The sequence below is a fragment of the Mariniflexile sp. genome, from assembly GCF_052728615.1.
The window spans coordinates 1-15,461 of sequence record NZ_JBFVFE010000004.1; the positions used below are offsets into that span (position 1 = coordinate 1).

The 15,461-nt window shown below is 36.0% G+C and carries 12 protein-coding genes; all 12 read left to right on the top strand.

Annotated features, from left to right (window positions below; all coding sequences use genetic code 11):
• Positions 1-196 precede the first annotated feature (196 nt).
• The 12 genes from ACU1LP_RS02765 to ACU1LP_RS02820 all read left to right on the top strand — a co-directional run bounded on the left by ACU1LP_RS02765 (position 197) and on the right by ACU1LP_RS02820 (position 15,135).
• Complete coding sequence (locus tag ACU1LP_RS02765) at positions 197-2,527, top strand: outer membrane beta-barrel protein (protein WP_445735495.1); 2,331 nt, start codon at positions 197-199, stop codon at positions 2,525-2,527.
• Between the two features lie 4 nt (positions 2,528-2,531).
• Positions 2,532-3,530: an OmpA family protein gene (locus ACU1LP_RS02770; RefSeq protein ID WP_445734513.1), complete on the top strand. Its 999-nt coding sequence runs from the start codon at positions 2,532-2,534 to the stop codon at positions 3,528-3,530.
• 619 nt (positions 3,531-4,149) lie between these two features.
• Positions 4,150-4,416: a hypothetical protein gene (locus tag ACU1LP_RS02775; RefSeq protein WP_445734514.1), complete on the top strand. Its 267-nt coding sequence runs from the start codon at positions 4,150-4,152 to the stop codon at positions 4,414-4,416.
• A gap of 2 nt (positions 4,417-4,418) precedes the next feature.
• Entirely contained in the window at positions 4,419-5,822 is a 1,404-nt protein-coding gene (locus ACU1LP_RS02780) for an amidase family protein (protein ID WP_445734515.1), read from the top strand.
• The gene (gene gatB/aspS, locus ACU1LP_RS02785; protein WP_445735496.1) at positions 5,819-9,157 is read left to right on the top strand and encodes a bifunctional amidotransferase subunit GatB/aspartate--tRNA ligase AspS; all 3,339 of its coding nucleotides are present in this window, start codon (positions 5,819-5,821) and stop codon (positions 9,155-9,157) included. The genes ACU1LP_RS02780 and gatB/aspS overlap by 4 nt, the downstream gene beginning before the upstream one ends.
• Before the next feature lie 566 nt (positions 9,158-9,723).
• On the top strand, positions 9,724-10,191 hold the full coding sequence (locus ACU1LP_RS02790) for an N-acetyltransferase (protein WP_445735497.1): 468 nt from the start codon (positions 9,724-9,726) through the stop codon (positions 10,189-10,191).
• Entirely contained in the window at positions 10,184-10,714 is a 531-nt protein-coding gene (locus ACU1LP_RS02795) for a hypothetical protein (protein ID WP_445735498.1), read from the top strand. The genes ACU1LP_RS02790 and ACU1LP_RS02795 overlap by 8 nt, the downstream gene beginning before the upstream one ends.
• Positions 10,715-11,318: 604 nt before the next feature.
• Positions 11,319-11,873: a ferritin gene (locus ACU1LP_RS02800; RefSeq protein WP_445735499.1), complete on the top strand. Its 555-nt coding sequence runs from the start codon at positions 11,319-11,321 to the stop codon at positions 11,871-11,873.
• Positions 11,874-12,073: 200 nt separating this feature from the next.
• Positions 12,074-12,568, top strand: a complete 495-nt coding sequence (locus ACU1LP_RS02805) for a hypothetical protein (RefSeq protein ID WP_445735500.1) — start codon at positions 12,074-12,076, stop codon at positions 12,566-12,568.
• 154 nt (positions 12,569-12,722) lie between these two features.
• Positions 12,723-13,736 (top strand): UDP-N-acetylmuramate dehydrogenase, encoded by a 1,014-nt coding sequence (murB, locus tag ACU1LP_RS02810; protein ID WP_445735501.1) that lies wholly within the window; start codon positions 12,723-12,725, stop codon positions 13,734-13,736.
• Positions 13,737-13,805: 69 nt separating this feature from the next.
• Positions 13,806-14,336, top strand: coding sequence for an RNA polymerase sigma factor (locus ACU1LP_RS02815; RefSeq protein ID WP_445735502.1), 531 nt, complete (start codon positions 13,806-13,808; stop codon positions 14,334-14,336).
• 10 nt (positions 14,337-14,346) lie between these two features.
• Positions 14,347-15,135, top strand: coding sequence for an anti-sigma factor (locus ACU1LP_RS02820; RefSeq protein ID WP_445735503.1), 789 nt, complete (start codon positions 14,347-14,349; stop codon positions 15,133-15,135).
• Positions 15,136-15,461: the final 326 nt, after the last annotated feature.

The window sequence follows — 15,461 nt, forward strand, 5'->3', positions numbered from 1 at the left end:
TATTATATTTCGCAAATCCATAAATAATATATTTATCATAAAGATAATAAATTTCTACAACATTCTAAAACATAACCTTGATAAATTAAATCCCGAAATTTTTAAAGCTAAAGTTTGAATTGTTTGTGTCAAAAAAATTTACGATTTGTGAATATTTTTGTAAAAAATATCGTAAATTCATAAAAAACACAACAACATGAAAAAAATAATTACTCTGTGTGTGTTGGTTTTCATCGGAACCAATCTACAAGCACAAATGAAAGATGTAACAGTAACATTACAACCAACTGCTAGCTATACTTGGTTCGACAACAACACAGCCATTGAAGACGGTGTGATGTTTGGAGGAAGACTAGGTTTTGGATTTGGCGAAGCTATTGAACTGAGAGGGATTTACGAAAAATCCAACGACTTAAAGAATACAGTAAGCGGCTTTGATTTTTTTTCAGACAACTTTGTAAACAACTTTAATTCTAGAAGTGTGGATGTTGAACGCATTGGCGGCGAATTTAAAGCCAATATCCCTACACGGGGCACTTTCGTTCCCTTCTTAACCTTAGGGGCAGGAGTGCAAACGTTAACTGTTGATATTGCTGCAACAGATGCCCCGAAAAACGAACAAGAATCAAAACAAATTTATGCAAACTTGGGTCTAGGCACACAAATTAGACTTGGCGATAGGTTGTTTCTTAATTTAGAAGCAAAAAACACTGTTTTTAACATGAACCCTGGCTCTGTGCTGTATCAGGAAGGACAAGATCAAAGCGATATTGAAGATTGGCTTGGTGACAATAATAAAACCAGAACGTATAACTGGTCTGTATTGGCAGGTTTACAGTTTTACTTGGGCGGTCGTACCCCTGGAGAATTCAGTGCGTTGGATAGAGCTTATTACAACAAATTTTCGGGCGGTTTAGGTGGCTTTAAGTTAATTATAGAACCTGTTGGTGCGTACATTAACTTTGATGATGACACCAATTTGGCAGATGCTTATTTTATTGGTGGCAAAGTTGGCTTTGATTTGAATCAATATGTAGGATTGAGAGGTTACTACTACCAAGCGACCAGAAATGAAAAAATATCTACCGACTGGCAAGATATGGCCATGTATGGGGGTGATTTTATTGCCAATTTAAACGTGGCGCGTGGTGTGGTGCCTTATATTACCCTGGGTGGAGGTTACTTAAATGTGTATGATAATTATGTTGGCAAAGATGGGCTAAACGGTGCCTCTTCAGGTTACTTTGCAAAAGGTGGCTTAGGTTTAAACATACCAATCAGTAGAAATTTGGAAATTTTTGGTGACGCCAATATGATGTTTACTTCCCAAAGGGCCGATGAGGATTTGCAAAACACGATTGACCCAGACGAGCTTAAACAACACACTTTGTACAGTGTAGGAGTTCGTTTAAAATTAGGCAATAGAACTAATGACACCGATGAAATTTTACAGAGAAGAATAGACCAAAGAGTAGATGATAGAACACAAGTTTATCAAGATAGAATTGATAGTTTAGAGTCTGAACTGGCTGATGCTTACAAAAATAACGATGCAAAAAAAGCAGTTGCCATTATTGAAGAGAAAAAAGATTTGGAACGCGAAAAAGACAATGCTGCTCAAGAAGCTAAATACAATGTAAGTCCAGAAGCTAAAAATGCTGCTCAAGAAACTAAATCCAGCATTAAGAAAACAGTGAAAGAATCTAGGGTTGAAATGACACCTAAAGAACTTGAAGATTTAATTGAAAAAGTGATTCAAGGTGTTGATGAAGAAACGTATAGACCTCAAACCACTGAAGAACGAATGGATCGTTTAGAACGATTGCTGTTAGAAATAAATACAGGAACTTACAGAGAAAATCTTTCGCCTGTTCGTCAAGAAGATGCTTCCCAACAAATTTTAAATAAATTAAATGAGTTGGATAGAAAAATTGACACAAACACAAATAAAATCAACAGCTTAGGTAATAATACTGGGAATAATCAAGATAAAACGTTGATTATTGGTTCAGGACAACAATCTACCACACCTGCACCCCAGATGATAGGTCAGCCATCGAATACTAAAGTAATAACCGATACTGATGGCAACACAACTGTGAAATCTGGAACTTCAAATGAAGGTGTGGCAACTGGGTGGGTAATAAATGAAGGCATGTCCATATTTACAGGAGCCGCCTTAGCGGATGATGTGGCTATGATTATTGGCATAAGAGGCAACTATGCATTTACCAATTCCCCTTTTAAGTTTATGCCCGATCTGTACTTAGCTCCAGGAAAAAATACCGGGTTTGGAGTAAATGCCAATGTTGTGATTCCTTTTGATGTAGATGCAGGCATTATTTTACAACCTTATGTGGGTCTAGGCCTTGGTTATAACGATGTTGCAGGAGAAAGCACTTTTAGTCCCAACTTTGTTCTTGGAACTTCTTTTAATGTCATGGGAGGCAAATTATTTGCAGATTATACCGCCCATAACTTTGTAGATATACATATAATTTCTGTGGGTTATAAATTTCAATTTTAAAAAGATGTTACATTTAAACACCATAAATAAATTATTATTAGTACTTACCCTATGCACATTAGTGCCTGTAGGTCTGTTCGCCCAAAGCGAAAACACTACTGAACAGGCTACTGAAAAAAGTACTATTGTAATGACAGAATCTGAACTGAACTCTTTTTTAAGTACTATAGCAGAGGCTAGACGTTACCAGCTAAAAGAAAGAGAAAATAGAAGGCGTAAACAAGATTTAGCTGATTTAAGGTTAAAATACAACCAGCGCTCAGAACAGGAAACGCGATACGATAATATTTCAAATGAGCAAATTTTAAGAGAATTACGTTATTTAAACCAAAGAATTGACAATTTAAGTTTAAATAATAAGTTACCATCTATGGGCAGGGATAATTCAACCATCATTATGCCCAGTAACCCTAACCTTGCTCCCTTGTATCCTCAAAACGACGGAAACCCAACAATGATTATTCCTTCAAACAACGATAAAATAAAAAAGTTACAAAATCAAATTGATTCGCTAAAGAATATTGAAACCAATAAACCCATTAAAAACAGCATTTCTTTAACTGATAGTTTGAATAATGTGAATATAAAGCTTAAAGGTTTAAGGCAGCATTTGGATAGTTTGGAATCAAAAATGATGCATGCTGATAAGGCAGCGGCTAAAAAGAAAGAGTCACCAGAAAAAAAATCTTATTTTAAACAACAAGTTTATTTTGGCAACAATTCAGCAACATTAAATGCCAACTATTTTAGCCGTATTCAAGATCTGACCCAGATTTTGGTTAAATATCCTGAGGCAAAAATAATGCTGGAAGGATGGGCAAGTCCTAAAGGAAATGCCAGTTACAACAAACAACTTTCCATGCGTAGAGCGGAAGCAGTAGAACAAGCATTTATTAACAATGGCATAGATCCAAATCGTATTATCACTTCTTTTAGGGGTGAAGACAAAACATCTTCAGACCAGCATGCCCGTCGTGTAGATATGGCTATAATTGTGAGGTAAAAATTTTTAATGATTTTTAGAGGCTGTCCCACAACTCGTGGAATAGCCTCTTTTTTTTGGGTTCTTGTAGGAAAAAATGTGTGTTATAAAAGATAGTTTTTTGTTTACCAACGTTTTTATTACTTCAAGTGTGCAAAATTAAACTTGTCAACCCATAAAAACACAATTACACAAAAACTTTCATGATTTTGTAAACTTAAAAGTTTAACCTAAATCAACAATTGTTACAGATAAATTGCAAAACCACTAACTTAACTTTAAGTTTTTTAGCAATCTCACAATTAAAAAAGGATATTACAAAAAAAAGCGTTTAGTCTATTTATTCTGTATATATTTGTCGATATAAATAAGAACAATGCTGAATAACAACAATAATAATTTCAATAATCCTAATTGTTAGGACGGGGAGGTTATTGTTTAAAAAATATATAAAGCCTTCCAAATACGGAAGGCTTTTTTTTGAATAAAAAATTTCTTAAAACCTAGAACGAAAATAGAAATTTTACATTCTGCCCCACCCAAAATTGCTGAACGGCAATTTCGACCTCCCCAAAAGCGAGGTTTAAGCGGAAATCCCGAGGCTTTGCCTTCGGGAAATTATTAAATTAAAAATTAAGGCATGAGCAAAATGATGACAGTGGACGTATTGTCGAGTATTAAAGGAGCACAACCCAGTGCCGCGGTGAACAAGTTGTTTGATGTGATAAAAAACGCACAATCCACAAATAATGCTTTTAATAACAATCATAATAATAGCGTGTCTTTAGATGATTTGAGAGCCGATGTGGTGATTGAAAGTTCTGCCATCGAAAAACAAATCATCATCGAAAATTTCCCGAAATCAAAAAATGGTTATTTGGTGGTTTCTAAAGTTATAGAAGAATAATTATGGAGTCTCAAATACGAAAAATCCATCAACAATTGGTAAACAAGGATATTTCTTGTACCTCCTTAATTAAGGATAAATTAAGTTTACTTAAACCGAATTCCAACAACACCGTAAATGCTTTACTGGATACGTTGGCTTTAGAATTGGCTGCCAAAGTGGATGCCAAAATTGAAAAAGGCGAAACCATTGGTTTATTGGAAGGCATTCCGTTCGGCATAAAAGATGTGTACATGGTTCAAGGTACCTATACCACAGCGAGTTCCGATTTACTTAAAAATTACAAAGCGGCTTATACAGCAACGGCCATTCAAAAATTGTTGGATGCTGGCGCCATACCAATCGTAAAGGAAAACTGCGATAGTTTTGGCCATGGTTCCTCTAGTGAAAATACCATTTTTGGAGCGGTTAAAAACGCTATACATCCTGGGTTGGTTGCAGGTGGTTCCAGTGGTGGTTCGGCAGTCAATGTTGCTAAAGATTATACGGTTTTTTCCATTGGTGGCGATACGGGTGGATCGGTGCGTCAACCTGCTGGTTATAACCATGTTTACGGATTAAAACCAACTTACGGACGTATTTCGCGTTTCGGATTGATGGCGTATGCGTCATCAACAGATTGCGTGGGCCCGATTGCAAAATCCATTGAAGATATTCGCATGGTATTGAACGTGATGAGTGGAAAAGACGTTAAAGATCAAACGACTTACGCTTCCGCGGAAATAAGCGAAGCCAGTATTCTAAATTCAAATGCCATTAAAACCATTGGATATTTCAAAAATTTCATTGAAAGTGAAGCGATTGATCCTAAAATTAAATCTGATTTTTTAAATTCTATTGAAAAAATAAAAGCCAAAGGCATTCAAGTAAAGGAACTGGATTTCTTTAAATCGGATATTTTGGTTTCTACGTATTATACCTTGGCGATGGCTGAAACGGCTTCTAATTTATCACGGTTGGATGGCAGTAATTACGGCAATCGTATTGAAGATAAAAACCTTAAAGAATCGTATGCTGTTACACGTTCTGAAAATTTTTCAGAAGAAACAAAACGACGTATTGTTGGTGGAAACCAAGTATTATCCCAAGGGTTTTCAGATGATATTTATTTAAAAGGATTGGCTTTAAGAGATGCTATTTCATCCAATTTTGAAAACGATTTTAAAGAGGTTGATATCATTCTTTCTCCCGTAACTCCGGGAACACCGCCGAAAATTGGCGACAGTTTAAAAGACCCGCATGCTATGTATTTAAGCGATGCCTATACGGTTGGTTTTAGTTTAGGCCAATTGCCTACGTTGGCCGTTCCTCAAGGCACAGAAACAGGCCTGCAAATAACGGCAGCAAAAAATAATGACGAACTCGTTTTGAAGTTTGCCAACTTCTTAAAAGACACGATATCATGAACCTGGAACAATTAGACGCCGCTTTAAAAGCCCATGATTTAGAATTGGTTATCGGACTGGAAACCCACGTGCGGTTAAACACAAAAACCAAGCTGTTCTGTTCTTGCCCAAACCAAGAAATAGACGCACCAAACCAAAACATCTGTTCTGTTTGTACTGGACAAATGGGCGTTTTACCTGCCATTAATAAAGAAGCGATTACAAAGGCGATTTACTTCGGAAAAGCGGTAAAATCGTCTTTTGAAAACGAAGTGATTTCTTGGGACCGGAAGCATTACGAATACCCAGATAACCCAAAAAACATTCAAATTACGCAGTTTCACAACCCGGTAATTCCAGACGGACAAGTGTCTTGTTTCCGTAATGACGGAAGCCAGTTTACCGTTAATTTAACACAAGTTCACATTGAAGAAGATGCGGCCAAATTGATGCATGAAAAAACGATTTCGTTGGTCGATTTTAACAAAGCCGGTGTGCCGTTAATTGAAATTGTGACCGAACCTTGTATTCGCCATATTGAAGATGCTTCAACTTATGCGCAGTACATCCAACGTATTGTCCAGAATTTAAAAATTTCCGAAGCAAACCTTGAAAAAGGCGAGTTTAAATCGGATGTATCGGTATCACTTCGCAAAAAACACAGTTACGAACTAAATCCGCGTACCGAAATTAAAAACTTGAACTCCTTCAAGTTTATGGTCGAGGCTTTAAAGGAAGAAGTTGAAAAACAATTCAACTATTTTGTGGAGCATAAAGAGTTTAGACCCGACCAAACCACTGTTCTTTGGGATGCCGATTTAAAGCAGACCAAAACCATGCGCAAAAAGGAATTTGAGGCCGATTACCGTTTTATTTCGGAACCTGATTTACCGTTTGTAAACATAAAAGCTGCTGTTGAATCCATTCAAGTGGATACCAGAACGCTTCCTTTTGCCGTAGAATCTATTTTGATAAACGGCGGCGTGTTGCCACAGGATGCAAAGTTTTTTACTGCCGATTCGTTACGTTCCAGCACATTTGTTACTATAAACAACGAACTGAAAGATCCTTCTTTTGTTGCGAAAACATTAGTGAACAATATCGGTGCCGACGAATATGCCGACATCCATAGCATCGAGCATCTTATTGAAATTTTTCAACTTTTTAAAGATGAAAAAATTACCTCGGTATTGGTTCAAAATGCCATTACGGCGTATTTAAAAGATAGAAATTTTGACTACAACGCTTATTTTGAGGAAAACACCATTTCCGAAGAAAAAATTCAGGATGCTATTGCCAAAGTCGTTTCAGAAAATGAAGCCATTGCCAATGATATTAAATCAGGAAACCAAGGAAAAGCTGGAATTCTGGTTGGAAAAGTGATTGAGATTATAGGTAAAGGGGCTTCGGGGAAAGTGATTCGTGAGGGGATTCTAATACAAGTCCAGAGTTCAGGGTTTAAAGTTCCAAGTTCCTTCCAAACGGCTAAACAACAAACAACCAACAACAAACAACCAACAACTAAACAGCAAGAAGAAGTCCTTCCACAAATTCCTATCGTAATCAAAGAGGAATACCGAACGCACGTAATCACCGTTATTTCTGAAGCTAATATTTCTGAAAAAGTAACGTTTGCAGGTTGGGTTTCCAGTGTGCGCGATCATGGTGAATTGATTTTTATCGATTTACGCGATTCCAGCACCGAGATTTTCCAAGTGCGTTTAAGCAGGGAATCGTTCCCGAATTTGGATGAACTGGTAAAATTAAAACCCGAGTCGGTTATTTGCGTTTCAGGAACCATTGTACAGCGTAGCGAAGACGATTACAACACTGCTTTACGAACCGGAAAAATAGAATTGGAAGCTTACGAACTGGATATTTTAAACCTATCGAGAACTTTGCCTTTCGAAATAAAACGTGCGACAAAAACCAACGAAAACATACGTTTTCAATACAAGTATTTAGACCACAGAAACGACGAAGTGCGACGTGTAATTGTAAACCGCCACAAGGTCATCAAATTATTGCGCGATATTCTGGACGCCGAAGATTTCCTCGAAATTGAAACCCCTATTTTAAGTGCGGGAACCGATGAAGGCGCGCGCGAATTTATTGTTCCAACCCGTAAGCAACCTGGTGCGTTTTATACCTTACCACAAGCGCCACAGCAGTTTAAACAAATGTTGATGGTAAGTGGTTACGAAAAGTATTTCCAGATTGCGCGTTGTTTTAGGGACGAAGATTCCCGTGGCGATCGTCAACCCGAATTCACGCAGTTGGATATGGAAATGGCGTATGCGAGTATGCAACAAATCATCGATTTAAACACCAAAATGTTTAATGAAGTGGTTACAAAAATATATGGCAGTAAATGGATATTGCGTCCGTTTGAAGTGATAACCTACCAAGATGCCATGGATTTTTATGGTTGCGATAGGCCCGATTTGCGTTTTGGCTTAAAACTTCAAGACATTACAAACATTGTAAAAGAAACTACCTTCCAAGTATTTAGCAAACCCATTGAAGAAGGCGGCATAGTAAAATGTATTAAAGTGTCTGCGGAAGAGCAAGGCAACAAACGTTTATCTAAAGGGCAAATTGAAAAACTGACAGGCATAGCACAACAACACGGTTTGGGTGGATTGGCTTATATTATTGTAAATGAAAACGATTTACAATCGCCCATCATTAAATTTTTGGGTGAAGATATAGCTGCGGACATTATAAAAGCCACAAACGCGCAAGTGGGCGACATCGTATTTTTCTCGGCTGCCGATTATGCCACGGCTAATAAAGCTTTGGATGCCGTACGTCAGGAACTTGGTAAAATGCTGCATTTAATCAATGCAAAAGAATTACGTCCTGCTTGGGTAGTTGATTTCCCGATGTTTGAAAAAACAGATGAAGGCCGTTGGACCTTTACCCACAACCCATTCTCTATGCCTGCGGTGTATGATATTGACAAACACATGAATGGGAAGGAAGACGACATAGGAAGCATCATTGCCCAACAATACGATTTAATATTGAACGGTTACGAAATTGGTGGTGGTTCGGTGCGTGCACACAAGCCAGAAATTTTGGAAGCTACCTATAAAAACATGGGTTACAACAAAGAGGAGATGCTAAAAAGCGTGGGCACCATGTACAAAGCCTTCCATTATGGCGCGCCACCACACGGTGGTATTGCTTGGGGCGTGGACCGATTGATGATGATTTTAGAGAAAAAAGCATCGATACGTGAAGTGATGGCATTCCCGAAAACAGGCACCAGCGACGATTTACTGTTTGGCGCACCTTCTATGCTTTCTGATAAGAAAATTGAGGAAATGAATGTGCGCGTGATGAAGAAATAAGTTTAAATGAGTTTATTTTAGTACATGAAAAAAATACTTGTTCATAAATTGAAAACTCATAATTAGTTTATCATCAAGACCTCTGTCAGGTTTTTAAAACATAAGTGTTCGGAATACATTATATTGACAAAAAAGGGATAAAATAGTTGGTAAAAACCTTTTAATTTGAAATTAAAAACGGATTAATTCCCCTCTTGGGAGGGGTTAGGGGTGGGTAAATTCTATAACCATTTTGTAAATGAGATAAAAAATATAAAACCCACCCCTGGCCCCTCCAAGGAGGAGAACGGTTTATCAAAAATTTTCAACTTCCGAACACTAATGTTTTAAAAACCTGACAGGGCTATACTTTTTTTTGAATTTAAGCATATTATCAATACCATATACTAATACTCCGTCTTTTGTCATGTATTAAGTGTGTTTATATAAAAACAAAATCCCGATGGTTTTTTTGTCGGGATTTTTGATTTTTCATAATCTGTCATCAATTTTACATATCTATACATTTATTGTAAACATATAAATTAAAAATATACATATTCTGCATACTTTTTGCATATTTGAGCATGATGGTTATCGGAAGTAGCTCGGGCAAAACACATAAAGTTGAAATAATTTCCGTAGTTGAGCAGGATTTCAGTTCTATCACAAAAACACGTTATTGGTTCCATTGGAAAGAAGAAAAAGATAATAACATCTATAAAATCCAAATAAAGGGAGAAAATGACATATTAGGTCTTGTATCCTTGGAAATATTTGAAAGTGAATCTAGAATTTCAATCAGACTTCTTGCTGTCTCGAAAGAAAATAGAGGCAAAAATAAAAAATATGATAATATAGTTGGTTGTTTAATTGCTTTTGCTGGAAAACAATCCATTAAATTGTTTGGTGAATGGGCTTGCATTTCGCTTATTCCGAAAACAACATTGGCAGAACATTACAAGAAAGGATATTTAATGCTTGAAGCAGGAAAAAGTTTGTTTTTAGATGGCATGGAATTAATTAAACTCATTAGAAAATACGATCATGGATAAAACAGTAAATAAAGAATTGGATGATTTCAAATATTTAGTTGACTCTCGTAATTTATCCAATAAGGAAAAATTATCAGAACGTGACGCTATTTTGAGCGTCCGTGAATTAAGGTTTAGAAAACGAGAAGAAAAAGAAACCATTATCGCCAAGCTTTTACAACTAAAATATCAAATGGAAGCCTATTTGGAAAATCCCATATCCAATAGACAACCTTACTTTCCTAAATTTTTAGAAAGTTATGTGGACACTTTATACGACAAAAGGAAAAATTTTGCATTGGACATAGATATAGAACCAACTACATTAAGTCATGTAATAAATAAACATCGCGAGCCAAAAGACAGCTTTATTTATAGATTAATAGTCCATTCAGAAGCCACCTATAAAAACGTATGTGATTTCGAAAAAGAATTATGGCCTAAAGTTTATTACCAAGACAAGGTTTGCGATTTTCTTTCTTCATCTGAAAAATGGAAAAAGAACGAATCGAAACATGTTAGAAGCAAAGAGATTTTCAAATAATAAGATGGATAATTATTTTCAAGATTAATATTCTGAAGTGATTTAAACTTTTAACGATTGCGGTTTTTCTCTTATCGGGCGGGAGGATAAGATTAATTACTGCCTATTTTTCGAAAGATTTTAAAATTTTGAAATAGAACGAGAGTTGTTCCTCTCCTTGGAGCGGCCAGGGGTGGGTTTTTAGTCTTTCAATTACTATTTTCAATTGATCCCAATTTTTTATTAATGGCCAACCCACCCCCAACCCCTCCCAAGAGGGTAGCGTTGCGTGTGGCATTAAAATTGGAGTCATTCAATATATGTCACTCAGGCAAAAATTCCTACTCGATTTTTGAAAGTTTAAACCTTTCCATTATTATAAATTGAAAAAGTTTAAATGAGTTCTCTGTCTTTAATAATCACATAGTGGGTTTTTAAATGTTAGAAGAAAAATAATTTCCGTAGAAGTGTCAATACATTATTGCAGAGTTTTACAATTTTTTAAAAGAAAATCGAAAAAATGATGTGTAAATGCTAAAAAAATAATGCATTTGAGTTAAACTTTAATGCTATAAAAACCATAAGCCTTATCAAAAATTAATAATTTTAAGAAAAATTAAGGATTATGGACACAAATAGATTATCAAAACAAATAGAAAACATTTTAAATTCCCAAGTCACTAAAGAGGCAGATGCGGCCCAAATATATTTATCCTATGGCTGTTGGGCAGACAGCAAAGGGTATGGAGGCATTGCCAATTATTTTTTTAGACATGCTGGCGAAGAACGCGACCACATGATGAAAGTCATGCAATACATAATGGAACGTGGTGGCGAGGTAAAAATAACGGCCATCAAAGCACCGCCAAAAAATCCTACCAACTTACAAGAATGTTTTGAAAAAACATTTAAGCATGAGGTAGATAATACAACTGCCATTTATGAGATTGTTAATTTGGCGCATGAGGAAAAAGATTGGGCTACGTATAATTTCGCACAGTGGTTTGTTAAGGAACAAATTGAAGAAGAAAAACTGGTGATGGATTTATTGGATAAATTGAAAATAGCCGGTGGACCAAAAGCCAGCGATGAATCGTTATTCAACCTTGACAACTATTTAGGAAAAGCGCCAGACGATGCCCCCTTGGCACGTGATGCTTCTATGGATAAACCAGAATAATCAGTTGTTTTAAAAAAAACGGATTAATAAAATCCCGATAGTTTCCTGTCGGGATTTTTTGGTTTTATGTAGGAAAGATTGATTATATTTACGGGGTAATAGTAACGGGAAACCAACCCTACCCAGACCTATTTACGGAGTATAAGGAAAAAAGGTTACTATAGAATGCATTGTGCGCAAGCAAAAAAACCGAACATAAAATGAAAATCGAGTTTAAGGAGGAGCAAAAATTCACACAATGGTGGCTTTGGCTGATTTTAATCGGGATTGGAATTTTACCTATTTTCGGAGTTTATAAGCAACTAATCATTGGAGAAAAATTTGGAGACAAACCAATGTCTGACGTCGGATTGATTATTTTTTCTGTATTTATTTTTGGTTTAATAGCTATGTTTTGGTTTATGCGACTGAAAACTGAAATTAACCAAAATGAAATCCGAATGAACTTCTTCCCTTTCGTTAAAAAACGAGTGAATTGGAAAGAAATAAAAAGTGCTGAGATCGTGAATTATGGATTTGTTGGAGGTTGGGGAATCCGACTTTGGACAAAATACGGAACTGTTTATAATACAAAAGGAAATAAAGGTTTAGCGATTGAGCTTTTGAATGGGCAAAAATTTCTAATCGGAACTCAAAAAGAAACTGAATTGAATAAAATAGTTGAAAAAGCCATCGCACAGCACGGCGTCCTATGAATAGCTATGGCTTGGTCTGTGCCCACTTGGGAAATCCCTGTATTTTCCATTGCCAGTTTATTTCAGAAAAGGTTTGTCCCAACCCACGCCTCAGCTCTTATACAAAACCATGGTGTGTTTTGACTCAAAACCACATCACAAAACCCTATAACCCGTGAAAATAGAACAAAGCATATCTTTAAAACCATATAACACTTTCGGCATTCATGCTACTGCTAGTTATTTTGTGTCGGTATCAACTATTGAAGAATTAAAACAAATTCTATCGTTAAAAAAATACCCAAAAAAACTTATTTTAGGTGGCGGCAGTAATATGCTGCTTACCCAAAATTTTGAAGGACTTGTTATCCACGTTAACTTAAAAGGCATCGAAATTGTTTCAGAAGATGAAAATTTTGTATTGGTAAAAGCCGCTGCCGGCGAAAATTGGCACGAGTTTGTTATGTACTGCATTAATAACGATTTTGGTGGCGTTGAAAACTTATCGTTAATCCCCGGAAATGTTGGTACAGCACCCATTCAAAACATTGGCGCTTATGGTGTAGAGCTTAAAGATACTTTTGAATCTTGCGAAGCCATTTCTGTAGAAACACAACTTTTAGAAACTTTCAACAAACAGGATTGCCATTTCGATTATAGAAATTCCATCTTTAAAAATGAAGCAAAAGGCAACTATATTATCACAAACGTAACCTTTAAACTTTCAAAACAAAACCATAAACTGCATATAAATTATGGCACCATTGCTTCAGAGTTGGAAGTGATGCACATTAAAAATCCTACCATCCAAGATATTTCAAAAGCCGTTATTTCCATTCGCGAAAGCAAACTACCAAACCCTAAAGTTATTGGCAATAGTGGCAGTTTCTTTAAAAACCCAGTAGTTTCAAAAACCCATTATCATAAATTGCTTCAAAATTTTGAGGACATGCCAAGTTACCCCATTTCAGGTGATGACGTAAAAATTCCTGCTGGTTGGCTTATTGAAAAAGCCGGTTTTAAAGGGAAGCGTTTTGGCGATTATGGCGTACATAAAAATCAGGCCTTAGTACTTGTAAACTATGGCAATGCCAAAGGCTCCGATATTTTAGATCTTTCACAATTAATACAAAAAACCATCGAACAGCTTTTCGGGATTTATATAGAAGCCGAAGTAAACATCTTATAATATCAAAGAAATCTCTAACTTTGACAACATTTTTAAATTGAAATTTTTCACTATTAAATTGAATCTGTTTTGATATCATCCATAGAAAAAGAAATAGTTGGCTTGTTGGAACGTGGCGACAAAAAAGCCATTACCTTACTTTATGACAACTATGCGGATGCCTTATATGGTGTTGTGAAAAAGATCATATCAGACGATGATACGGCGCAAGATGTACTGCAAGAGAGTTTTATTAAAATATGGAGGTACTCAAAAAAATACGATTCCAGTAAAGCAAAACTGTTCACTTGGCTTTACAGAATTGCTTACAATACCGCTATAGACAAGGTTAGATCGCAAAAAAACAAAGATGGTAAGGAAGTCCAAATGGATACATCTAACGTATATAAAATATCAGCGGACGAATTAAATCAGGATGTCATGGACATGCAAAAACACCTGGACAGTTTGGACGAGAAATACCAAATAGTGATCAATGCACTCTTTTTTGAGGGCATGACCCAACAAGAAGCCAGTGAAGAACTCGATATTCCACTGGGCACCATAAAATCGAGATTAAAAATTGGATTGCGGGAATTGAAAAAAATTTATAATCCTTAAAAAAACAGTCATGAATGCGAAAATAACTACTTTTTTAAATTCTGACCTACTAGAAAAATATCTATTGGGTACTACAACTTCTGCCGAAACGGAACTGGTTGAATCCTATATTTCAAAATATCCAGAAGTTCAGAATGCATACAATACATTACAGTACAACTTAGAAATTGTTGCAAAAAGTAATGCTGTTGAAGCCCCTAAAAGCATCTTAAATACTATTTTAGATGAACTTGATGATGCCCCTGTTGTGAAATTGAATACTACAACAAGACAAAAAATATGGTACAAATTTAGTGTAGCTGCCAGTGTAGCTGCCTTAATATTTGCAGGAAACTCGTATTTTTTACATTTGAAAAACCAAAAATTAGCTGATGAAAACCAAGTGGTTGTAGATGAAATTTTTGATTTACGTAGCGATATTGAAGCCAACAACAAAAAACTGGACAACATAATGGACCAATTTAGGGAACTTAATGACCCTAATACCTATAAGTACATTATGCAAGGCAATAGCAGAGCAAAAGATTTAAAAACTGTAGCTTATATAAACCCAAAAGACAAAACATCGATGATCGATGTGGTGTCTTTGCCAAAATTACCGGAAGATCAATGTTACCAAATTTGGGCAGAGCTACAAGGTAAGATGGTCAGTTTAGGTATTTTAAGCGAAGCAGATAGACAACTTAGGTTTATTCCTTACACTGAAAATGCACTGGCCTTAAACATCACCATAGAGCCTAAAGGTGGAAACACAAGAGCCTCCTTAAACAATATGGTGGCAGAAATTGATTTACAATAGATTAATAGCAAACAAAATCCCCCATAAAAAAGCCTCATTTTGTACTTTAAATGAGGCTTTTTTTATTATGAATGCGAATCAAGGGTTAAAATATTATAACTATCCAGCCGAGTGAAAATTGGAGAGCGCGCTTAACTTAGGGGCGTTAGCCCTGTAGTCTTATTAGCAAAATGAGCCATGATGATGAATTAGGGGCGTTAGCCCTGACATCTTTGATAAAATAATTGTGTACGTGTTTGCCATGTTTATTAAATTTCAGGGCTATATCTTTTTTGTTCATTATCGTGTTATTTTATGGAGATAACAGGGCTACGCCCCTTTTTATT